The organism is Vibrio navarrensis (assembly GCF_000764325.1).
Taxonomy (GTDB): Bacteria; Pseudomonadota; Gammaproteobacteria; order Enterobacterales; family Vibrionaceae; genus Vibrio; species Vibrio navarrensis.
Window position 1 is genome coordinate 1,395,640 of record NZ_JMCG01000001.1, and the last position, 22,246, is coordinate 1,417,885.

The 22,246-nt window shown below is 50.8% G+C and carries 16 protein-coding genes and 4 pseudogenes; 5 read left to right on the top strand and 15 right to left on the bottom strand.

Features of this window, described 5'->3' with window-relative positions:
* Positions 1-89: 89 nt before the first annotated feature.
* Both EA26_RS06290 and EA26_RS21865 read right to left on the bottom strand, forming a co-directional pair.
* Complete coding sequence (locus tag EA26_RS06290; RefSeq protein WP_039425644.1) at positions 90-1,241, bottom strand: cytochrome-c peroxidase; 1,152 nt, start codon at positions 1,239-1,241, stop codon at positions 90-92.
* A gap of 197 nt (positions 1,242-1,438) precedes the next feature.
* Positions 1,439-1,576, bottom strand: a complete 138-nt coding sequence (locus tag EA26_RS21865; protein ID WP_160173452.1) for a hypothetical protein — start codon at positions 1,574-1,576, stop codon at positions 1,439-1,441.
* Positions 1,577-1,617: 41 nt separating this feature from the next.
* Here EA26_RS21865 and EA26_RS06295 point away from each other — a divergent pair, with 41 nt between their 5' ends.
* A complete protein-coding gene (locus EA26_RS06295; protein WP_039425647.1) occupies positions 1,618-1,998 on the top strand; it encodes a nuclear transport factor 2 family protein in 381 nt (126 codons plus the stop codon).
* A 28-nt stretch (positions 1,999-2,026) separates the two neighbouring features.
* Positions 2,027-2,311 (top strand): annotated as a pseudogene (locus EA26_RS06300) (HAD family hydrolase); the annotation flags it as partial.
* Between the two features lie 59 nt (positions 2,312-2,370).
* Here EA26_RS06300 and EA26_RS06305 read toward each other — a convergent pair.
* The 3 genes and pseudogenes from EA26_RS06305 to EA26_RS06315 form a co-directional block, all read right to left on the bottom strand.
* Positions 2,371-3,450, bottom strand: a pseudogene (locus tag EA26_RS06305) (methyl-accepting chemotaxis protein); the annotation flags it as partial.
* Between the two features lie 39 nt (positions 3,451-3,489).
* Positions 3,490-4,197 (bottom strand): SDR family oxidoreductase, encoded by a 708-nt coding sequence (locus EA26_RS06310; protein WP_039425650.1) that lies wholly within the window; start codon positions 4,195-4,197, stop codon positions 3,490-3,492.
* Positions 4,194-5,579 carry a DASH family cryptochrome gene (locus EA26_RS06315; RefSeq protein ID WP_039425653.1) on the bottom strand — a complete coding sequence of 462 codons (1,386 nt, stop codon included), beginning with the start codon at positions 5,577-5,579 and terminating at the stop codon, positions 4,194-4,196. The genes EA26_RS06310 and EA26_RS06315 overlap by 4 nt, the downstream gene beginning before the upstream one ends.
* Before the next feature lie 271 nt (positions 5,580-5,850).
* On the opposite strand from EA26_RS06315, the gene EA26_RS06320 reads away from it, so the two are divergent.
* Positions 5,851-6,909, top strand: a complete 1,059-nt coding sequence (locus EA26_RS06320) for a GGDEF domain-containing protein (RefSeq protein ID WP_039425656.1) — start codon at positions 5,851-5,853, stop codon at positions 6,907-6,909.
* On the opposite strand, the gene EA26_RS06325 is transcribed toward EA26_RS06320, so the two are convergent.
* A complete protein-coding gene (locus EA26_RS06325; protein WP_160173453.1) occupies positions 6,897-7,985 on the bottom strand; it encodes a linear amide C-N hydrolase in 1,089 nt (362 codons plus the stop codon). The two genes, EA26_RS06320 and EA26_RS06325, sit on opposite strands and share 13 nt — an antisense overlap.
* Positions 7,986-8,239: 254 nt before the next feature.
* Between EA26_RS06325 and EA26_RS06330 the strand changes: the two genes are divergently transcribed.
* On the top strand, positions 8,240-8,527 hold the full coding sequence (locus tag EA26_RS06330; RefSeq protein WP_052079168.1) for a hypothetical protein: 288 nt from the start codon (positions 8,240-8,242) through the stop codon (positions 8,525-8,527).
* 43 nt (positions 8,528-8,570) lie between these two features.
* On the opposite strand, the gene EA26_RS06335 is transcribed toward EA26_RS06330, so the two are convergent.
* The 9 genes and pseudogenes from EA26_RS06335 to EA26_RS06370 all read right to left on the bottom strand — a co-directional run bounded on the left by EA26_RS06335 (position 8,571) and on the right by EA26_RS06370 (position 19,563).
* The gene (locus EA26_RS06335; protein ID WP_226970065.1) at positions 8,571-9,551 is read right to left on the bottom strand and encodes a helix-turn-helix domain-containing protein; all 981 of its coding nucleotides are present in this window, start codon (positions 9,549-9,551) and stop codon (positions 8,571-8,573) included.
* A gap of 41 nt (positions 9,552-9,592) precedes the next feature.
* Positions 9,593-10,603 carry an alpha/beta hydrolase family protein gene (locus EA26_RS06340; protein ID WP_052079641.1) on the bottom strand — a complete coding sequence of 337 codons (1,011 nt, stop codon included), beginning with the start codon at positions 10,601-10,603 and terminating at the stop codon, positions 9,593-9,595.
* Positions 10,604-10,622: 19 nt separating this feature from the next.
* Positions 10,623-12,107, bottom strand: a pseudogene (locus EA26_RS06345) (efflux RND transporter permease subunit); the annotation flags it as partial.
* A 55-nt stretch (positions 12,108-12,162) separates the two neighbouring features.
* Positions 12,163-12,300 (bottom strand): annotated as a pseudogene (locus tag EA26_RS22490) (hypothetical protein); the annotation flags it as partial.
* Positions 12,297-13,433 carry an efflux RND transporter periplasmic adaptor subunit gene (locus EA26_RS06350; protein WP_039425661.1) on the bottom strand — a complete coding sequence of 379 codons (1,137 nt, stop codon included), beginning with the start codon at positions 13,431-13,433 and terminating at the stop codon, positions 12,297-12,299. The gene EA26_RS06350 and the pseudogene EA26_RS22490, both read right to left, overlap by 4 nt.
* Positions 13,430-14,311, bottom strand: coding sequence for an ABC transporter six-transmembrane domain-containing protein (locus EA26_RS06355; RefSeq protein WP_039425663.1), 882 nt, complete (start codon positions 14,309-14,311; stop codon positions 13,430-13,432). Before EA26_RS06355 ends, EA26_RS06350 begins: the two co-directional genes overlap by 4 nt.
* 121 nt (positions 14,312-14,432) lie before the next feature.
* Entirely contained in the window at positions 14,433-16,199 is a 1,767-nt protein-coding gene (locus EA26_RS06360) for a SulP family inorganic anion transporter (protein ID WP_039425677.1), read from the bottom strand.
* A 91-nt stretch (positions 16,200-16,290) separates the two neighbouring features.
* A complete protein-coding gene (locus tag EA26_RS06365) occupies positions 16,291-17,193 on the bottom strand; it encodes a 1-aminocyclopropane-1-carboxylate deaminase/D-cysteine desulfhydrase (RefSeq protein WP_039425693.1) in 903 nt (300 codons plus the stop codon).
* Between the two features lie 81 nt (positions 17,194-17,274).
* Positions 17,275-19,563 carry a YgiQ family radical SAM protein gene (locus EA26_RS06370; protein WP_039425707.1) on the bottom strand — a complete coding sequence of 763 codons (2,289 nt, stop codon included), beginning with the start codon at positions 19,561-19,563 and terminating at the stop codon, positions 17,275-17,277.
* 189 nt (positions 19,564-19,752) lie between these two features.
* Between EA26_RS06370 and EA26_RS06375 the strand changes: the two genes are divergently transcribed.
* A complete protein-coding gene (locus tag EA26_RS06375; RefSeq protein ID WP_039425725.1) occupies positions 19,753-22,233 on the top strand; it encodes an EAL domain-containing protein in 2,481 nt (826 codons plus the stop codon).
* Positions 22,234-22,246 lie beyond the last annotated feature (13 nt).

The window sequence follows — 22,246 nt, forward strand, 5'->3', positions numbered from 1 at the left end:
TACGCACAATGTAAGGCTTCAACCGCTCGCGCTTTGTGAAGCATATAACGTAGGCTCACATCCATCGCCTGATGGATGTGAGCCGCTGTTTATTTTTCTTCGAGCAGGTGTTCGTAGCGTTGGTCGGTGAGTGTCTTCATAAAGGCGACTAACGCGTCTACTTGCTTATCGGTCAAAGCGCGCGATTGAAATTTTGCTTCGGTCAGCGCTAAGTTTTTATCAACCTCAGGCGCTCGCCAAGGCTGGCCTGTTTCCGGGTTAATCGTGCGGGTTGAGTTATTATATTTGTCGTAAAACAGCACCACAGTACGCAAGTCTTTAAACACGCCGTTGTGCATATAAGGGCCAGTCACGGCGACGTTGCGCAGTGTCGGCACTTTAAACTTACCAGCTTGCGCTTCATCGTCGATACGCGGGTGCTCAAGCAGCCCTTTGTCAATGTGCTCCGCGCCTAGGCCGTTGACCTTACGCACCACCGTATTCACCGGAACCCCTAAGTTATGGTACTCATAGTTGCTAAATGTCTCCCCTTGGCTGTTTGGAAAAGCTTTTAGCTGGTGGCATGCGTTGCAATTGGTAAACTGCTGAGAAAAGAACAGCGCCTCACCCAACGACTCTTGCTGAGTCAGTTCGACTTCATTGCGCAGATAGCGGTCGTATTTGGAATCAAAGGGCGAAAAAAAGTCCGTTTTTTCAAACGCGGCAATACTTTCTGTCATGGCAAGGTAGGCGGCGTCGGTGTCTGACCATATCGCGTCACCAAATAAAGCAGTGAACCCTTGCACGTAGACACGGTTTTCCTTTAACCGATCGACTACGGCTTGTTTGTTGGGCATGCCCATTTCAAGTGGATTTAAAGGAGGGCCACCGGCTTGACCAGCCAAATCGCGCTCTCTGCCATCAAGGAAGAGCCCGCCTTTAAATTCGCCCGCGTCATTACGGGTTATGCGAGGGATTTTGTTGGCGTAAGAGGCAGTTGGTGTATTGCGGTCACCAAACGACACCCCATCGTCACCTTTTGAGACCATTCCCTCCAGCTCTGACTCTCTGTTGTCAATAAAAGCATGGTTCGGATTGTGGCAAGTGGCGCAAGATTGCGTTCGATTTTGCGAGAGATTGACATCAAAAAACAACATCTGCCCGAGTTGCTCCTTGGTCATGGTTGACCCATCGCTCGCTGCAATAGGGTAAGCATGAAGTAACGTAACAAGACCTAGCCATAACGCTGTGGGTTTGGACAAAATAACCTCCGTGGTAAGAATGCCCAAGCATTTGGGCTGTCATAAGTGGTGAAGATTATACCTCAAGCGTGCTAACAACAAATACTAGAGTAAACCTGTGTATGCGGAAATGATGACAATGAACGATAGCGGTTCACTTGCGAAGTTTTTATATTTGAATCAGTCTCTTATGTTTGGAGTGGATAAGAGTGAATTGGTTATTGCTCTCCGGCATGTGAGTGGGGTAGCATCCAGCCTTCAAACAGTGAAGGCGGAATCGCAACGCTTGGCATGTTGAAGCTTAAGCTGGTACTACCAAAAGCGGATGTACGCTCCGTGTAAGGCGGACTACGCATTACTGGTTTCTAAACACAGAATCATGGACAGGGAGAGAGTAATGGAAGCAAAACAGGTCGTTTTAGCCTTCTGGCAAGCGATGAAAAGTAACGATTTTGCCAAAGCCAGTGAATGGCTAAGTGTGGATTTTGAGGGCTTTTGGCCTCAGTCGCGTGAGCTGATTGTTGGCAGAGAGAATTTTACCGCCATCAATTCCTATTATCCTGCCAATGGCGTCTGGCGGTTCGAGATCCATTCTGTGGTTGGCAACGGTGCCACGGTGGTTACGGACGTCTCGATCACCGACGGCGTACAAAAGGCGCGCGCCATTACTTTTCATATTGTTGAAAATGGGCTCATCTGCAAACAAAAAGAGTTTTGGCCCGAGCCCATGCCAGCCCCAGAGTGGCGGGCACAATGGGTAAAAATAGTACCAGAATAGCCTGTGTCTAGTTGGAGCTCTAAGGCGTAATATCTTAAGCGCCCTCGAACTAAGGGATGCATTTCAGGTTGTGATTACTCAAGAACATGTGACGAAACATAAGCCTGATCCAGAAGCCTTCCATTTAGCCTTATCAAAACTGGGAGTGACACCCGAGCAGGCTTTAATATTTGAAGATTCCAATGCCGGCGTCTTGGCAGGCCAAGCGAGTGGTTGTGATGTGGTCGCCGTCAGGCATGCATTCAACGGCAAAAATGATTTGAGCGGAGCGCTTGCTTGCATCGACAGTTTTGAGGAAATGCTGGCAGCGTAAGGCGCTTAAAAAAGCTCAGCATGACAACATACTGGTTTTTATAGGTCAAGCTGCTCTCGTTACACTTTGAAGAAGGCCACTTCCTGTTTGAGATGGTTGGAAAGTGCATTCAAGTTCTGGCTGGCGACTTGGTTGTTCTCCATTAAGCGAATGGATTCGTTCGACATACTGGAGATTTGTTGCATGGCGACGACTAACTCGCGAACCACTTCCACTTGCTCATCGGTGGCAATGACAACGTCACGCACTCGATTGAGTGAGTCCTGAGACTGCTGCTCAATGCTCACCAGCAGTTGGCTTGCTTCCGCGGTATTTTTCTGGCAACTCTCGACTTTAGGCTGGGTGTTCTCCATGGCGGTCACGCTTGCTACAGTCTGCGCCTGTACTTCTTTGAGCATTGATTCAATTTGTGTCGTCGCTTCGCCAGTACGTTTGGCTAGGCTTCGCACCTCATCGGCTACCACGGCAAAACCTCGTCCGGATTCGCCTGCACGTGCCGCTTCGATCGCCGCGTTCAGCGCAAGCAAGTTGGTTTGTTCTGAAATACTGCTGATCATATTGACGATTCCACCGATATCGCGCGTTTTTGCCTCAAGCTGTTTGACCTGAGCCACGGTGTCATTGACCGCTGTGGTGACAGAGAGCATTTGTTCTGCAACCGCCGCTATGCGAACGCGACCATCGCGCGCATTGTCCGATGTGTTGACCGAGTTTTGCTCTGTAAGGCTGACCGCTTTGGCGATGTCATCAATACTGGCGTGCATGGTTTCTAACTGAGTTGCCATATTCTGAGTCAGAATAGCCTGCTGCTGCGCTGAATCAAACACCGAGCTAGAGCCGCTAGAAACGGCTTCTACTTGGGTTGCCAACTGCTCTGATGCGCGGCGGATATTGAGCACAATCGAGCTCAGTTTGTCGGACATCAGTGACAGAGAATGGAGAATGCTACCGCGTTCACTGGGTTCATAGTGCTGAGTGAGTTCACCGCTGGCCATTAACTGAATCGCATTTTGCGCCACATACGGTTCGCTGCCCAAGGAAAGACGAAAACTGCGTTCGATCATAAAGGCCACCACTGCGGAGATCACGACCGCGATACCGCTTAAAGCCAGCATCAGGCTTTGAAATCCATTGGCTTGTTAATCATTTATATTTCTTTTGTATCGCTTGCTACCAAGTTACCAAGGCAGCGCCTGACCATCGTAGGCATAAAATCCGCCGCTTTGTTCAGGCGTTGCCGCTGCAATCAAACCAATCAAATCGTGCGCAACACGGGCGGGGCTGAACAGTTTCTCTGGGGCGACATTGCTGTGAAACGGCGCAGAGAGTTTGGTGTCGGTCGTGCCTGGATGCAGTGCCAACACCACGCCTTTTTTCAGTGAGCGTTGCCATTCAATCGCTAACGTTTTCAGCAGCATATTGAGCGCCGCTTTCGATGCGCGATAGCTGTACCAACCGCCGAGTCGGTTATCACTGATACTGCCGACCTTGGCGGAAAGTGTGGCAAACTTGCCCGCCTCACTCTGCTTCAGTTTGGCAGTGAAATGCTTGGCAAGCAGTAGGCTAGGCAAGGCATTGTGGGTCAGGTTGTAGAGGAAAAAATCCGCATCTAAGGCACTGAGGTTCTTTTCTGGCCCTTTACTTGCCGTATGCAGCACGCCGACACAGTTGATAAGCCAATCGACTCGGCTAAATTGCTCACTCAGGGCTTGTACCTGCGCTTCTTGGGTGGCATCGAGTGCATGCCAAGTCAGCCTCGGGTGCTGCCACGTCGGCGTAGTACTATGGTAAGTCGCATGCACGTTGGCCTCACTAAAACGGTTCAGCGCTTCTTGCACCATCGCCAAACCAATACCGCCGCTGCCACCGATGATCACGATATTCATGATGAGCTTTCCTTATTATGAGGATGATGGATAAGATGAGACGCGCTGGCGGCGATTGGCCAGTCAACCATATCGACACTGTCGATCGCCAAATTTTCGAGAGCATTTAGCTTGTCACAAGCCGTTTCGCACCATTTGGCAACGAACTCGCCCTTTGGATCGTAAGTGTGCGCCTGTTTTTCGAGGTTGAATTGCCGCGAGCCGCGTGGGTCGGCTCCGACTCCCGCCAAATACTGCCAGTTGCCCCAGTTGGATCCGACATCGTAATCCATCAACTGAGTTTCAAAATAAGCGGCGCCATAGCGCCAATCTAAGCCTAGTTCGTGGACTAGACAGCTGGCGACTAACTGTCGACCACGGTTGGACATGTAACCCGTTTGATTCAGTTGCCGCATACAGGCATTGACAATGGGGAAAGGTGTTTCTCCGTGTTTCCATTGTAAAAAGCGCTGCGCATAGAAACTGGTGAGCGGTTTTTTCTCGCCAATCCCAGAGAAGCGAAACAGTTTTGCGCCGTAGCGCCGCGCGTACCAGTAAAAATATTCACGCCACAGTAACTCAAAGAAAATCCAGTAGGTGGAATCGTTCGCGCCATGTACAGCTTCATAACGCTGCAACATGGCATAAATGGTTTTTGGCGAAACCGCGCCGAGCGCGAGCCAAGGCGAAAACTTAGTGGAATAATCCATGTCGTCTAACCCATTGCGCGTCTCTTTATAGCGACTGGGGAGCATGGAGGAGAAATAGTTTTGGCAATGCGTCAGCCCTGCTTGCTCACCACCGACAAAGGCGCTGTGATTCGGCTCGGTAACAGTGTCCAGCAAAGGCAACTGCCAGCCTTGCTCAATGGGTGGCAAAACACGCGGATAACCCATCGGCGCAGAGAGGGAGAGCGTTTCTACTTGCTTACGAAATTGGGTAAAGGTGCTCGGTAGCGCCTCAAGTGCAAACGGCAACTGCGGCTCACTCAATAAGCTGTGCAGAGTTTGCTGATGGATGTGCACAGAAGAAAAGTCCTGATGAATGCGCGCGATAGCTTGGCGCTCATCTGATCCCGCCACGGCATCCACATAAATATCCGTAATCTCGACTTGAGTCAGTAGATGGCGCAGCGCTTGATAGGGCAAAAGTGGCGTCACCCAAAGCTTTTGGCCTAGCGTACTGAGCGAATGATCTAAGTCAGCCAAGGTTTGCTTGAGAAACCTTTTTTTGGCTTCGCCCCATTGGGTTTGCTGGGCGTAGCGCGCCAAAAACGGCGTAATCGAGGGATAACAGTACAAACAGATCAAGCGATCCACTTGCTGCGAGGCTTGCTCAAGTAGCGGGTTATCGTTCACTCGTAAATCGTTGGTAAACCAGTACAGGCCAATTTTTTTACTCACGTTCCACTCTCAATCGCAGATACATTGGTCGGTGAGATGTTATACGCGTCGAGTGGATTGACGATCACAAGCTGCGTTGTTAGAAAATGTCGGAAAAGTTAAAAAAGTGACAATTTGCCATGATAATTTAGAAAATTAGCGGTATTTAACACATTGAACGATGCCAATTGCATACTCGGTATCATTCACTATAATTCGTTATTATGTTTGTCAATATACAATGCTAACGTATCTGGTAATTTTCTAAGTTGGCTCAAATTAAGGAAGATACATGTTGAGTGCGTGGATCGCAAAATGGTTAGAGCTGCGTGTCGATGACGAGCGCTACAAGGATTACTCTTTTTTGGTGATTGCCTTGATGATTCTTGGTTTCACCAATCTATTCTTTCTCTACTACAATATTTTTGTTATTCCGGACACGCTAATGCGTAACACCTTGGCGATTGGTATGGTCTCGTGTGTGATCAGTTTGCTGCTGATGAAAGAGTGTCGAGCGCCAAAAATTGCGGCGTTTATCATGCAGTTAAACATGACCCTTTCGAGCATGTCTATCATTGTTCAGGTAGGGCACCACGAATTTTCACTTGCATTCATTTTTATCACCCCAATGGTGTCTATGCTGATTCTGGGCTACAAGTTGGGCGCTTGGTTTAGCAGCATAACTTACCTTATCACTGCATCCTATATATTAACGACGATGGACTCTTGGCAGCCGGCCTATTTTGACACCATCAGTTTTATTCATTTCACTACAGTATTTGCCTTTTTGTTTTTTGTCGGCTTTTTTTACGATCATAGTCGTCGTCAGTTATTGGAGTCCTTGCGCAAATCAAACCAAAAATTGCACGAGTTAGCCACTAAAGACCCTCTGACTGGGCTGGCAAACCGCCGATGCTTGGATGATTTTTTGCACAACGTACAGCAGACTCGTTGGATTGCGATGATTGATGTGGATGACTTTAAAAAGATTAATGACCGATTGGGGCATGATGTCGGAGACTCGGTGTTGTCCAATCTTGCTCGCTGCCTAGAAAAAGTGGTGGAGCCGGGCGATTCGGTCGGCCGTTGGGGTGGTGAGGAGTTTCTGGTGTCCATCGATGCAGGCCATGAGCAAATTGCCAAAGAGAAGGTGCAGAGATTGCTAGATAGTATTGCCCAATATGATTTTGCGATTGGACAACCTGTGACGGTCAGTATCGGTTTGGCACTTCATCAGCCAGAGTACCATCGTAGTGCTCTGCTTCATGCCGATGAAGCGCTCTATCGTGCCAAAGCCTCAGGCAAAAATCAGTATTGCCTTGCGACTGAGAAATTTGACTACGCGGTATGAAGGGGATTGTTCTCCACAGGAGTCATCTTCTTAGTGACATCACCCATCACTTGTGCCGCTCTAAAGGCGGCGTCCAAACAGAGCGATTGTGCTTGTTCAAACGATTTAGGAAACTCAACCCAGACAGTTTGAATATTGTCGTTGCTTTGTAAGTAGTAGCGCTTCTTGCGGCAATCGCTGATGTTGGTCCACAGAGTGAATGAGTTGAAGGTTACCCCTATCTTCTTCTCAATTTGCTCTTCAAGGTTGTTCGGATGCAGTGCTTCAAACCCTTGTGGAATTTTACACGGTGATATCATCGCCGCGACCTGAGCCACGCGATCAACATGGCTCAAACTTTGGTTTTGCAGCAACCGATAATAGCTAGCGCGTTCAAATCTTTGTACTGACGTATGCCCACCCGGCGCGGTAAATACAGGGGTCGGGTTGTTGGTCTCCGTTTTGTTCCACTGATAGCGCCAATATGTATCAAGGTTGAGCTGGGTCTGATAATCGGGCTCGTTGGTCATCACGGTAAAGTCACGGTGGTGATAAATGGTCAGTTTGCCGTCATGAATTTCCAAAATGGCTGAATCCCCATGTTGGTCAGAAATTGCTGCATGAACTTGCGCAGGTGCGTTGGGATCACCGGGAACGCTGCCGCCGAAAAAGCAGATCTCCATACCCGGTTCAGGGAAAGAGAAATAGCTCACCGCCTCTCGCACTGTCGCGAAGCGATAGAGCATAAATTGCCCCCAGCGTAGCACGCTCAGCCCTTTTTGCTCATCACTGAGCTGTCCTTGATAAAAGCTGCAGTTGGTGTCGTATAACACGTTGGCGACAAAGCCTTTTTCATTCATACCATCACAAAATCCAAAGCCATCTTCGTCATCGCCTAGTAAGGTGGCTATGCTCGCATATTTTGCCTGCCATTTTTTCATCAGCCCTTCTTTTTTGCGTTCGGCCTTGCTCATGCCGACTGCGTTGCCGCCACTTGGGGTCAGAAGCAGTGTGGCATCAAGGTGAAACTCCCAATCCATGTTGCGAGCAACGGCGACCTGTTTGTTATCCATATTGTTGAGAATGCGTGTGCACATAGTGTTGTTATGTCCTTTGTGTTGTTTTTGCAAAAGTTGCCCAGCTTGACGCGCCAGCACCAATCGATAAGGTTGTATGCGCTTGGCTGAGCAATAGATGTAGCAGAATGTCATGGGCTTTGGCGGGATGCGCTATTTAAAATGAGAGTTGTGCTTACTTTTTGGTGTGAAATTCTACTGTCATATTAAGCCGTTAAGTTGTGCGGCGAGTTTAGTCAGGCTGCTTTGCAGCAAAAGAGTAAGTGTGATCTGTTATGAGTAAAAAAATTCATTCTTCCGATTCGACCATTATCAAGCTCTTACAACAGCGAGGTTTGATAAAAAGCGAAGCCGTTGCAAGGCTCAAGCAGGATGTCTATCGCTTGCATCCCGAAGAGGTGACGAAAGTGAAGAATTATGCCGAGCATTTTGGCATCCATGCAAAGGAAAAACTCATCGATGAAATTCTGGATCTGCGCCGCGAAGCGTTAATTCATCGTCTGTCGCGTGAAAGCGAAGGTGGGAAAACCGTCTCTAAAAGGCGACTGACGCCAGTCGAGTGAAGGCTGATAATCAGCTCTTTGCACCACCGCTCTCCATTTTAGATTAAGTGAGCGTTTCCGGTAACACTGGCAGCTGAAATGAGAAGGTCGCACCGCCCGTGGGTGTCAGTTCGACATCGCGTACGAATTCCAGTAAAAACGCATTCTGATCGATCTCCAGCTGTTTGCGCGCTGCGATCGCAAAAAGGGCATCCAGGGCAGCGCTATAGGCGACATCAGAAGCAAGATAAACCTCAGCGCAAAGGTAGTATCCTTCAGGCAAGGTGAAGTCGTGCTGGTTCTGCTGGGCTTGCCCATCGCCAATAAAGGTTTCAATCTGCTGCCAAGGGTTGTCTAACTGCGCGATGGGTGTCGCGCTGAGCAAGCGTCGCGATTTCTCTCCGTAGATAGCTATTACGTTATCCCAGTCAGGGTTAGCCAGTGTGAGTTTTTTCATCCCGCGCGCAGGATACCAGACCAATTCGGTTGGCATCGCTTGTACCAGCTCTGTTTCGAGGGAATGTTGCGGGCTAGGGTGGGCGAGTTTGGCGATGAGCTCTGTTGTCTCATGCGGAGTGGCGTGCTCTGCCATTTGGCGGATGGTTTTGGCGCTGATGCCGAGCTCTCTTTTTAAGGCTTTGGCCAGCGCTTGCGAAGAGGAAAAACCACACGCATGGGCGACGTCGGTCACACTGTGCTGCTCTTGGCTCAGCAGCAGGTTCACGGCATGTTGCAGCCGCAGCCGCACAAGATATTGGCCCGGAGTCTCGTGAAAAAGCTCGGTAAATTGGCGATGAAAATGCGACGGGGAAATCGCGCTGGCGTTGGCTATTTCTTGCCAAGAGCGGGGTTGCTGCCAATCCTGATGCATCAGCGTTAGAGCATCGGCAAAGCGTTTCTGCCAGTGTTCTGGTAATGGCTGGAGTAGGGCAATTTCTGGCACAAGGTTGAACGGCGATTGGCGTGATGCAGACATCGACAGGGGCTCCAATTTGGCAACCGTTTTACTATCGTCCGTTAACTGGCTAAGGTCAACACAATACAAAAGTAGCCTCCTTGCTGCGGCTCGCTATTCACGCGTCTGGGTTATTGAGCTTGAGTAACCTGGCTAAGCCAAGTGTCGAGCGTGTCGAAAAACTCGCGGGCATACGCGTCGTCGCCATACCAATAGAGTTTGATGAGAAACCAAGTCCCCGGCGTTTGGGTATTGAATGTGGGATGCTTGAGTAAACTGTGTGTGGCGTTGGCAATTCGCTTGATGGTCAGGCTGTTTTTCCCTTCAAATAGTTTGCTTAGTCGCCGATGGGTGTGGTTGATATCCACGTTGAGGTCCTGCTCTCCCAGCAAGATGAGCCCGGGTTTGGTCAGGTTTTGGTAATCATGGCTCGCATCCGCAAAGGCGTTCAGTTTGGCAAAGTGAAAGCACTCTTCGCTCATCAAGTCCGGCTGGTTGGCGTACTGCGTTTGGTAATCGGCGTAGGTGGGATTGGCTTGCCAAAAAGCAATCTCTTGCAAATGGTGCTGATAGGCCTTGGCGATGTCGTTTTCGTTGGCCCCGTTTGCTTCTAGGCGTGTTTTCGTCAAGTACCAGCTTTGCTGCATCCAATTGATGGCAAAGCCGACGCCGATGAAAAAATCTACCTCATCATTGTTTTTGGCGACGGCCGGTACCACCCATCCTGCTTGGCTAAAGCCCATTAAGCCAACGCTTTTGGCTTGGTGACGGAAATGGTTTTTGACAAACGCGATGGCGTCGTGAACCTCTTGCTGGCGATCCTGCATGGATTGGTTAAGCCAATTGCCCGTCGAGTCGCCGACGCCCGGTTTGTCCCAGCTGAAAACCGCATAGCCGTTGTCAATCAGCCGCTGCCAAATTGGCTCATAATAGCCGTAGGCGTCATAGCTGAGTGCTCCGTCACCATGCACAAAAAGAATCACCCCTTTGTTGTCGGTTGTCTTTTCGGTCGATAAATAGTAGCCAGCGAGAATATTGCCGCCACTTTGAAAGCGAACTCTCTGCTCTTTGGCGTGTAAAGGAAAACTCACGCTCAAACAGAGCAGTAAGGTACTAAGCAGAATTTTGGTCAGGACTTTCATGGTCAATTCTCCATATCACTTAAATAGCGTCATTGTTTGCGCTTTCACCTGAGTTTAAGTTTGATTCTACACGCGTAGTCTCAAGCGTCGTTTCTTTCGGCTTAGAGTGAGTTAACGCGAGTAAAAGTGGGACTAACAATAGGGTGACTGCGGTGGCAAACAGTTCACCAAAGACCAACGACACGGCAGCAGGTTTGAGATATTGCGCTTGTTCGGCACTTTCGCTTAACAGTGGCAATAAGCCGCATACCGTGGTTAAGGTGGTGAGAAAAATCGCCCGAAACCGATGAGCTCCTGCATTGATTAACGCCTGTGTCAGCGTGGCGCCCGCTCGATACTCGCGGTTGAAATAGGTGATCAAAACCAACGAGTCGTTGATGACAATGCCGCTCATTGCCATCATACCGAACAGAGAAAGCAGGCTGATTGGCAAGTCCAGCAAATAATGTCCAAAGATAGCACCAGCAAAGCCAAATGGGATCACCGCCATAATTAATAGCGGTTGCCAGTATGATTGCAGCGGTAGCGCCAATAGAACATAGATCAACAGTAACGTCAGCAGCATTGCCGAGCGGAATCCGTCAGAAACTTCGCCTATCTCTTCAAGCTCACCGCCTGCGCGGATCGTGACTTGCGGATACTGCTGATTGAGCGCAGCAATCGAATCTTGCAGTTGCATCAGCGTTTGTTCGGGAGCTTGAATGGCTCGGTTTTGCTGCCAAAACAGATTGACCACAGGGTCGCGATCGCGTCGATAGAGGATTTGCGGCGGCTGTTGGTAATGAAAATCGGCAATATCAGTGAGCAAAACACTTTGACCTTGAGCGAGCGGCAAGCGAGTTTGCTCAAGCTGCGCTATGGTTTTGCGCTCGTCGGATGGATAGCGCAGCAGCACTTGCGTTTCTTGGCCTTGTTCCAGCAAACGGTGGATTTCTCGCTCGCCAAACGCGTCTCCCGCTAGGCGCGCCAGCTGTTCCTGCGTTACACCTAACTGTTGGCCATATGCGTTAAGCAGCAAACGCACTTGCGGTTGCCCGTCTTGTCCGTCGTCATACACGTCATTGACGCCGGGTAAACTTCGCAGCGTTTGCGCCAACTGGCGCGCGACCTGCTTGGCGAGCTCTCGCTCAGTGGCAGAGATGGAGAGAAAAATCTCCCCAGCGGGCGTTTCTGCGCTGCTGAATTGCTGAGAATAAGCACCTTCAATGGAGCCGGTGGCTTGGCGCCAAAGCTCGGTCAGCGATGAGGCGGGTAAGGTGCCAAGCGCCTCACTGCTCAGTTGCGCCGTGACTTCTATCTCGCCATGGCCGTCCGACCAAGCCAGTAAATTGACGACTGGCCGCGTGGTTAAGCTTCCTTTTGCTAACAGGTGCTCTTCAACCTGAGTTATGGCTTGTTCGAGTTGTATCAGCGCCTGCTTTTGAAGTGGCAAGGGCGCGCCTTGTTGCAACACCACCTTGGCGGTGATGTATCGGCCAGGAATATCGGGAAAAACAGCGCTGCGTGACACTGTCGTCAATCTGCTGCGCACTGCCGCCGGGGTAGCTCACCGAAATGGCGATTGAAGATGGCGCGATCTGTGGGAAAGACTCGACACGCAACTGACCATAAGCCAGCAAGCCACTGACTAGAATGGCGAACATCAGCAAGTTCGCCCCTACCGGTTGGTGAATAAACCACTTTGTTAGCCAGTTCATCGCATAGCCTCCTCATGCAAGACAAAGGCAGTCCGTGATTGTGGTGAAACTTGTTGGCCTTCGAGCATAGTAAGCAGCGGATAAAGCACGACGCGGCGGGTTTTGTCACTGTCCTCAACAAAGCGCACATACGCATGGTCTGGTGTTTGAGCGATAAAAATGACCGCCTCTTTTTGTAAGCGCTGCTGCTCGTCTAGCGTCCAGACATCACCATCTCGAGTGATGGAACTAAGCGGTAGAGCGGAAATATTGGCCTGTTTATCGAGCTGGACTATGACATTGACTTGCTGGTTTGGGCGTAAGAGCGAGCGACTTTGATAAGGCTCAGCAACAGCAAACACCACTTGCCTTTGGCGAGTGAGGGCATCAACCTCTGGCAATACATAACGCAGATGAGCGGGCCACGTTTGTCCGGCGCGATCTTGCACCTTAACGTGGGCGCTGGATAATTCGGCTTGCAGTTGCTGCCAATGACGCTCAGAGACTAGGGCGGTGGCGTCGAGCGAATCACTGGCCGCTAAGGTAAACGCAGTTTGGCCTACATCCAGCCACTGGTTTGGGCTCACAAAGCGCTTGAGGATCACTGCGTCAAAGGGGGCGACCATGCTGGCTTGGCTCAGTCGCTCCATTGCACTGGTCACTCTTTGTTTTGTCTGAGCAAGCAAAGCTTTCGCCGCGGCGACTTGAGGCTCGCGACGGGCAAATGCGGAACTTGGCGCGGCAGATAACATTTTTAGTGCCACGGTTTGTTCGTGTTCAACCTGTTGTAAGTTGAGCTGCGCTTGTTTGAACTGGCTATTCGCCTCGGCTAAATCGGCGGCTAGCGCGTGAGTGTCGAGTTTTGCCAGTTCTGTGCCTTTTTCAACCCGCATTCCGGGCTCTGCCTTTGGATGCAACCAGGTCAGTTGCGCGCTGCTGGTGGCTTTAAGTTCAATTGGCCAGCGAGCCGTGGTGGTGGCAAGCAATATAAGCCGAGGGGCGTAATCAGTTGGTACCACTTCCATTACTGTGGTGGTTGGCAGCGGCTGCGCTTTTTCTTTAAATGCGACAGGTTGCGGCTCAAGTGCCTCTAGCGCTAGCAGCGCAGCGATAATGCTGCTCGCACCAGCCAGCAGAACAAGAACTTTTTTCATTTGGCATGCTCCGGTGCGGCTAAGTTGCTCGCTGGTTGATTGAGCCGCTGACTGATCTCTTCTAATCGCGAGAGGGTTTGCAGCGTGATTGGCAGCATGACTGCGGTTTCGACAAATTCCAGTGAGTAGGTGATGACAGCAAATACTTGGCCCGCGGTGGGCGCGGGAAGGTGACTTACCAGCCACAAGTTAGTGACCACCGAGCTAAAGAGCGCGGTAAAAATCAGCCCATACACCAGCGCTTCAGTATCAGAGAGTTTAATTTCGCACTGTTTTAGTCGCTCAAAGTGCGCTCGGATAGCGGCGAACGAACGGCCACCCAGCACGCCGACTTGCTGCTCAAGTTGATCATTGAGTGTGGCGTTGAGATGAGTAAAGGTGCGATGAAACAAAGTATAAAGCAGTAGCATGGTTAGCCCCGCGGCCAGCACGCACAGGGCGAGAGTGAAGTGAAAGCTGGCGAGAATGACTAAAGTTGCGAGCAACTGCACCAGCGCGGTAATAACGGCGGGCAGATGTTGCTCAAGAAAGTCCACCAGTTCGCGAGACATGGTCAGGCGAGCATCTTTCACGGAAACGGGCACGGCGCGCAAATTGCGCGCGACCAACGTGGCCAATTTGACTCTGATCGCTCCGTATACTCTGGTGTCGTAGACACGCCGCGCCACGCTGATCACCACCAGCGCAAAGAGGATAAATCCGAGAGTCAGCAGCGGGCGCAAGTTTTGTTCAAGCAGACCATCAATGGCAAAACCGATAAAAAGTGGCAGCAACATCATCAAGACATTCTCTGCCAAGACGATGAGCCAAGTTAGGGCCACTCGTTTGAGACTGAGTTTGATCACCAAGCGCAGTGTGATGGGGTAACGAAATAACATGGTTGATCCCACAAATTGAAGTGGAATCAGTATTGATGAAGTGGGTGAAGAATAAGTGTCCCAGTTTGCTGTTTTGCGCTCATCAGGCCGTCAAAACAGCAAACTGCTTAGTGGTAGCCGTTTAAGCCACTTCGGGAATTGGCTTGGCGGGCGCTTCGGGGTCGGGTTCTTTTTGGATTGCAGGCACTTGACCATCGCCCACTGCACTGAGGTAACAGCCGCTCAGTTTGACCGCCAAATAGAGGTCGGCACGCAGCAGGATTCCGCCTTCACTGGTGCTGATGCCCGTGAGTTCACACCAGTGGCGCATGCTGCGCTTGCGCCCGGCGAGCACTAAACGGATGCCTCGCTGCTTCAATATGGCATGCACATCCGAGAGCATCGCCATCACACTCAAATCGAGGTGGGTAAAACAGGAAACGGCGTCCACCACCACACAGCCCACATCGCCAGTGCTTTTCTCCGTACACTCCAGCAGCCGACGTTTAAAGTAGGGTGCGTTGAAGTAGGTCAGTGGCGAGTTGAAACGGTAGATCACCATGCCGGGAATTGGGTTGGCTTTGCCCGTGCTGTCGATGGTGCGGATGGTACCTTCTTCGTCTAGGCCGAGTTCTTGGTCGCTTGGGCGCATCACAATGCGCAAAAACTGGAATAAGCCGAGTAACACCGCCAAGGTGATACCGGGGATCACACCGACTATTAACACCGCAATAAAAGTGACGCTGGCGAGATAAAACGCGTCTTTGTCACGCTTTCTCAATGTCCAAATACCTTTGAGATCGAGCAGCGACAGCGAAGCGATCACTAACACGACACCTAAAGCAGCAATTGGAATATATTGCAGTGGCTGGTAGGCAAACACGGCGATGATGGCAATGACGGTGGCGGCGATGATCGACACCAGTTGCGATTTGCCGCCGTTGGCATCGTTAACGGCGGTGCGTGAGTCCGCGCCGCTGATGGCAAAACCTTGTGAGAATGCCGAAGCAATATTGGCAAAACCCAAGGCACGAAACTCTTTATCCGCATCAATGTCGTAGCCATTTTTGGCGGCAAAGCTGCGCGCGGTGAGCATCATGCTGACAAAGCTGACCATGGCTAAGTTCAGCGCTGGCACCACCAGTTCGCGGCTCACGCCAATATCAAATTGCGGAGTTTGAAAATCAGGGAAACCACCTTGCGTTACGCCAACCACGCTCACCCCCATGCTTTCCAGATGGAGAAACCACACCGCTGCGGTCGTGACGACAATTGCCAACATCGCCGCAGGCCAACCCGGGCGAAAACGTTTGGTCAGCAGGTACAAAAAGAGGGTAGTTGCACTCATTGCCAGCGTTGGCCAGTGCAGCTCAGTGAGCAATTGTGGCGCTTCCCATAGCCGTTCCAAAAGGTAGCGCTGCTCAAACTTGAGGCCGAGAACTTTGGCAAATTGACCAACGATAATGGTCAGCGCGACACCGTTAAGCAGGCCAAGCAATATCGGCCGAGAGAGAAAATCCGCGAGAATGCCGAGTTTAAGGCGGCTAGCCAAAACGCACCAGATGCCCGTCATCGCGGTCATGGTCATTACCAATTGCCAGTGTTTGGTGGAATCGCCTGCGGCCAGTGGGGTGACGACCGCGGCAATCACGGCGCAGGTGGCGGCATCTGGGCCGACAATCAACTGTCTCGAGGTGCCCATCAAGGCATAAACCAGCATGGGTAACACGCATGAATAGAGGCCAACAATGGCGGAGACGCCAGTCAACTGCGCATAGGCGATGGCAACTGGCAGTGCGACCGCGACGACAGAAAGTGCCGCGCGCAGATCGGCGGTGAACCAATCGCGCTGATACTGTTTAAGCTGAAGTACCCCCGGGAACCACTGCTGTAATATTCTCGCTTTCAACGAACGCTGCCTCCCAATCAATCGTTAAGTTACTGTAAAGCATACATCAATTGACTGTAACATTCGTGTCATTTTCCAAACGCAGTGAAATTTATTTATCGCCCCATTTGCGTTGATAGCGGGGCAGCATAGTTTCGTTCCCAAGTAACCCGCCTTGATGCAGGTAAATGAGTGTTTTGCCTCTATGATTGGCTAGCCAAGGGCTTAAACATTGCCACATGAGCGGATCGTAAAGCAGATCGAACTCGATGTCGGTTTCGTCTAAAAGCGCTTGCCAAGTTCGGTAGTCCTCATGATACAGCTTGCCGAAGTGGTGTTTACGCGGCGCAGTCAGAATGGTCGGATAGTCTTGCTCTCCAAGCTGAGCAAACTGCTCAATCAGGTAGCGCTCTCCGCCAACGCAAGCACAAGTCAGCACTTCGATGCCATGTGGCTTGAGGTGTTTGTGCAGATAGAGGGCGGTGGTGCCAGTGCCAGAGGGAAGTGCCACGACGAACGACTGCTGGCTGGCAAAACGTGTCCAGTCGAGGATTTCGCGGGCCAGCTCTTTAATGCCTTGTTCGGCCAGGGTAAAACGCCCGCCTTCGGGGACCAGAAAGCACGTTTCGTTTGGCTGGCGTACTTTTTCTATGTACTCACTCGGATGCATGCCCGCAGCGAGTGTGCCCACTTCAATGATGTCCGCGCCCAGCTCCAGCGCACCGCGATAATTCCCCATCGGCCGCTGTTTGAGCCAGTTGGGCAGATGGTCGACATAAAACTCCAGTTGCCAACCTTTGATGCGTGCCAGCGCCGCCAAAGAGTAGAGTGAATTCGCTTGGGCGGATCCGTAACCAATTAGCGTGCGCACTTGTGGCAGCTCTTGGGTGAGTAGGGCGCTGAACTTGCGCGCTTTGTTGCCGGAAAAGTGAGAATGCAGCAGGTCGTCTCGTTTAAGGAAAAAGGTGCGATCTGCGAAGCGATGTTGCGTGATGGGGCTATTGTTGAGTTTCATAGCGGTGAGCAAGGGTTAAGTTGTTGGCTTGAGGAACAAAATCGCCATCCGAGTAGGATGGCGATTGAGCATGTAGGTCGATTAGCGCTGCGCTGCGCGCTGTCTGTTCGGCCCATTACCAGCAGAGCGGCCTCGGTTTTGTCCGCCAGCGGGTTTCTGAGCGCCATGCTTTTTCTGCCCACCTTCGCTGCGCGCGTTACCACTGGTAGTGTTCGACGCTGGGCGCGGTTTGTTGCCACGCGCGGCTTTGTCTCCCGGGAATCCCGGTTGCGTGCTAGTGTGCTTAGTGGCAAAGCGGTGTGAACCGTGGCGGCCCGACTTACGGCGCTGCGCTGGCGTTCTGGAATCCATATCTTCCGCTGGTACCAGGCATCCCGGCTTGTCGCCAATCAAATATTTTTTACCCATATTGATCAAGGTTTCGCGGATCATTGGCCAGTTCGCCGGATCATGATAGCGCAGCAGCGCTTTGTGCAAGCGGCGCTGACGTTCCCCTTTTGCCACAGTCACTTCTTCACGCTGTTTGTACTTAACGCGCTTAAGCGGGTTGGTTTCGGAGTAGTACATCGACGTGGCGTTACACATCGGCGATGGGTAGAAGTTCTGCACTTGGTCACACTCGTAGTCGTGCTTTTTCAGCCACAGCGCCAAGTTCAGCATGTCTTCATCAGTGGTGCCGGGGTGCGCGGAAATAAAGTACGGGATCAGATACTGCTTTTTCCCAGCTTCTTTACTGTACTTCTCAAACATCTCTTTGAAGCGATCGTAGGTGCCCATTCCCGGTTTCATCATCAGGTTCAGTGGGCCTTTTTCGGTGTGCTCAGGCGCAATCTTCAGGTAGCCACCGACGTGGTGCGTTACTAGCTCTTTGACGTACTCAGGCGACTCAATCGCCAAATCGTAACGCACACCCGAGGCGATCATCACCTTCTTGATCCCGTCCACTTGGCGAGCGGCGCGGTAGAGATCGATGGTGTGTTTGTGATCGGTATTGAGCTTGTGACAAATACCCGGGAAGACGCACGACGGACGGCGACAGTTGATCTCCGCTTTCGGATCGCTACAACCCAAGCGGTACATGTTAGCCGTTGGGCCACCAAGGTCAGAAATCGTGCCAGTAAAGCCCGGAACTTTATCACGGATCTCTTCCAGTTCGTTCAAAATCGACTCTTGCGAGCGGTTTTGGATAATGCGTCCTTCGTGCTCGGTGATTGAGCAGAAAGAACAGCCGCCAAAACAGCCGCGCATGATGTTGACTGAAGTTTTGATCATGTCATACGCAGGGATTTTTGCGTTGCCATATTTCGGATGCGGCACACGGGCATACGACAGACCAAATACGTAGTCCATCTCTTCGGTTGAGAGTGGGATCGGCGCTTGGTTGACCCACAGCTCACGATCGCCATGGCGCTGGATAAGCGCACGGCCAGAATAAGGGTTGGTTTCTAAGTGCAAAATACGGCTAGCGTGCGCGTATAAGATGCGATCATTTTGCAGTTTTTCGTAGTTAGGCAGACGCACCGCAGTGGTGGCGGCGTCATGACGCGAAGGACGAATCGTTATCGGCTGCGCTTTGGGTTCTTCGTCTTTTTTGCTTTCGCACTGCGTTTCGACCTCGTAAGGGTTTGGCGGAATAAACGCCTCCTTACGCGGTTTTTCAATTCGAGAAGAGTCAATAATAGTGTAGCCTTCCGGCTCCGCAGCGAGGTTGACTGCGGTGCCGCGAATGTTGGTCATCTGGGCAATGGATTCACCGTTTGCCAGACGATGTGCTACTTCCACCAGAGCTCGCTCGGCGTTACCAAATAGCAAAATATCGGCTTTGGCGTCGAGCAGCACTGAGCGGCGAACTTTGTCAGACCAATAATCATAGTGTGCGACGCGGCGCAGGCTGGCTTCAATCCCGCCGAGTACAATCGGTACATCTTTGTAAGCTTCACGACAGCGCTGCGAGTAAACTAAGGTCGCGCGATCTGGGCGCTTTCCGCCTTCGTTGTTTGGCGTATAGGCATCATCGTGGCGCAGTTTTTTGTCCGCGGTGTAGCGGTTGATCATCGAATCCATGTTGCCCGCGGTCACGCCAAAAAACAGGTTCGGTTTACCAAGCGCCATGAAGTCGGTTTTATCTTGCCATTGCGGCTGGGCAATGATGCCTACGCGAAATCCTTGCGCTTCCAGCAAACGGCCGATGATCGCCATGCCAAAGCTTGGATGGTCGACATACGCATCACCCGTGACGATGATGATGTCACAGCTATCCCAACCCAGAGCGTCCATCTCCTTTTTACTGGTGGGTAAAAATGGAGCGGTACCGAAGCACTCCGCCCAGTATTTTTTATATTGATGAATTGGTGTGATATCGCTGTACATAAAATAACCTCAGATTTCGCGAGCGCGAATTATAGCGGCTCGTGTGATCAGTATCCACCTCAACATGACCCCAGATTTCACGTGTGTTTACCGTCACTGACGAGAATTTGCAAGCCGAGTCTAGGTTGTGTCAGCGTGGTTAGAATATACTTATGAAATAATAATTATATTGAGGATGAAACTTGCTGTATGGATGACCGCACGCAAAAATCACCGGCAATTGCGCCGATGTCCCAACCGCTCAAGCCGTGGAATCACATCATTGACTGGCGGATCGACACCTCAGAACAAACCTTTCATTGTGAGGCCGAATGTTGTGTTTGGTTTGGCTTTGACTCAAGCCCAGTACCTCTGAGCCGATTGATTCAGTCTGTTGCTGCAGAACAGAAAAAGCAGGTGATTGAGACCTTCAAGCAAGTCCTTACCTCGGGCAAGGAACTGTTTTTACGCTGCCCGATTTTGCTACCCAATCACGCTTTTAGTTTGGTTGAGCTGTTTGTGGAAAAAATCTCTGCCCATGAACTGCAAGGCACGCTGACACCGCTGTTTACCGTCACCAGTCAGGAAGAGGTGGCGCAGGTGCTCTACTCGGTGTTTGAAAACGCACATCACGGCATTGTGGTGACCGATGAAGAGACGCGCATTATTGCCTGCAATCGCTATTTTGAGCGCGTCACGGGTTATCTGCGCAGTGAGCTTGCTGGCTTAAAAACCAACATTTTTAACACCGATAAGCATCCGGACAGCTACTATCAGGCGCTATGGCAAAATTTGGCAGAGCATGGTTATTGGACCGGAACAATACTGACACGTACCGCCTCTGGTGAAAACTTGCCGCAAGAGTTAACTATTCAGCGCGTCAGCGTCGGTAACGGACGCAAATTCTATCTTGGCCTTAGCACCGATCTGTCGGCCCATTTCGAGCGCATCAATGATAACGAGCATGGCGGGGTGGATTTGCTCACTCAACTGCCAGCCAAAGATCGTTTTCTCTCTTTATTGGATGGATTATGTCGAAAGCGTAGTGAGGATCCAGACACAGAGTGTATTTTGTTGGCCATTCAGCCCAATTTTGCCGAGCAAGATCTGCCAGATATCAAAAGAGCGTTTGCCAACTATTTACAGCAACATACTAACGCAGTGCTAAGTGGCTACATTGGGCACAATAAGTTTGCTGTGTGCATTGAGTTTCATCATTCGCAGCAGATGCAAAAGATCCGCGCTATCCGCCGGGCGATCAAACTGTTTTTCCACGCGTTCAAAGCGGCCGATTTACCGTTGGCACAAGCGCTGACTTCAGGACGAACAGGGGTCTCCGTGCTCGGGCTGGACGCAAAAACCTCGCGCAACTTGTTCTCGCATGCCAATCAAGCGCTACTCGAAATGCATTCCGGGCAGCAGAATCACATTAGCTTTTATAACCATCAGATGCATGTACAGATCGATAAGAAAAAGCGTCTGGAAGAACTGCTGATTCGCTGCGTAAAAAACGGAAAGCTTGAAGTACACTACCAGCCGATTGTCAACATTCACCAATGGCGAGTCGAAAAGTTCGAAGCGCTGTGCCGTTTTCCGCCATCACTCAGTGCAGAAGCGTCGGTGCAAGAACTCATTACTATTGCTGAAGATTTGGAAATGATTGAAACCTTGGACCAACAAGTGGCGAGAAAAGCGTTGCACGATCTACCGAAACTGCAAGCACTGTTTGGCGAACAGGTGGGTATTTCGTTCAATCGTTCAGTTCACTCTTCAGTGAGCGTGGATGCCATTCTTGATCAAAGCGCTTTGCTGATTGATGAAAGTGGCGTTGCGCCGCATAGCGTTACGTTAGAAATTACTGAAAGTGCCTATTTTGAAAGTGAAGAGCGTCACCATCATGCGCTGAACATATTGCGTGATGCTGGAGTGACGTTAGCCGTTGACGATTTTGGTACGGGTTACTCCTCGCTCAGTTATCTCAAAGCGTGCCATTTTGATATTTTGAAAATTGACCGCATATTTGTCAGCGACATTAAGTGTTGCTCGAATCAATACCGCATTGTGCGTTCATTGACGGAGCTATCACATCAGCTCGGCCTTAAGGTGATTGCTGAAGGCGTAGAAACTGAAGAAGAACTGGAAATTATCAGCAGTATTGGTGTCGATAGTGTGCAGGGATTCTTGTTTTCCAAACCTTGTTCGTTACAAAGCCTGCAAGATGGGGCGTTCGACCTACAACTTTTGCATCACTACCGCAATAAGTTTGGTGCGAAAGGGGTGATTGCTGAACTAGCCACACCGGCAACACCACATCTTGATCCCGGAGAGCCTATTTCCTTGGCGTATGAGTACCTTGCTAAGGAGGAGCTCAATATCTTGCCGGTAGTTGATGAGAAAGAGTGCGTTGGTTTTGTGGATCGTGAAGCGATGAACCTTCATCTAACCCCACACATGGGAACGGATACCGAAAGCATGAAAGAGGCCTCGTTGTGGAACAAACGCGTAAATCAAGTGATGGTAACCGCGTTTGAAGAGGTGCATTGGCAAACGCAGCTCAGCGCTTTACCGAGTGTGATTAACCAGACTGAAGCGTTTCCCTGGATTTTGGTCGATGACCAAGGACACTACAAAGGCTTGGTGGAAATGCATACGATACTCAAGTATTTGACCCAGCAAGACGTGTATCAATAGTTTGTTTCATCGC

Bases quoted from the DNA above. Each gene is read 5' to 3' on its own strand.
- EA26_RS21865 (WP_160173452.1), bottom strand. From the start codon at position 1,576: ATGCGTAGTCCGCCTTACACGGAGCGTACATCCGCTTTTGGTAGTACC.
- EA26_RS06295 (WP_039425647.1), top strand. From the start codon at position 1,618: ATGGAAGCAAAACAGGTCGTTTTAGCCTTCTGGCAAGCGATGAAAAGT.
- EA26_RS06310 (WP_039425650.1), bottom strand. From the start codon at position 4,197: ATGAATATCGTGATCATCGGTGGCAGCGGCGGTATTGGTTTGGCGATG.
- EA26_RS06320 (WP_039425656.1), top strand. From the start codon at position 5,851: ATGTTGAGTGCGTGGATCGCAAAATGGTTAGAGCTGCGTGTCGATGAC.
- EA26_RS06325 (WP_160173453.1), bottom strand. From the start codon at position 7,985: ATGTGCACACGCATTCTCAACAATATGGATAACAAACAGGTCGCCGTT.
- EA26_RS06330 (WP_052079168.1), top strand. From the start codon at position 8,240: ATGAGTAAAAAAATTCATTCTTCCGATTCGACCATTATCAAGCTCTTA.
- EA26_RS06340 (WP_052079641.1), bottom strand. From the start codon at position 10,603: ATGAAAGTCCTGACCAAAATTCTGCTTAGTACCTTACTGCTCTGTTTG.
- EA26_RS06350 (WP_039425661.1), bottom strand. From the start codon at position 13,433: ATGAAAAAAGTTCTTGTTCTGCTGGCTGGTGCGAGCAGCATTATCGCT.
- EA26_RS06355 (WP_039425663.1), bottom strand. From the start codon at position 14,311: ATGTTATTTCGTTACCCCATCACACTGCGCTTGGTGATCAAACTCAGT.
- EA26_RS06365 (WP_039425693.1), bottom strand. From the start codon at position 17,193: ATGAAACTCAACAATAGCCCCATCACGCAACATCGCTTCGCAGATCGC.
- EA26_RS06370 (WP_039425707.1), bottom strand. From the start codon at position 19,563: ATGTACAGCGATATCACACCAATTCATCAATATAAAAAATACTGGGCG.
- EA26_RS06375 (WP_039425725.1), top strand. From the start codon at position 19,753: ATGGATGACCGCACGCAAAAATCACCGGCAATTGCGCCGATGTCCCAA.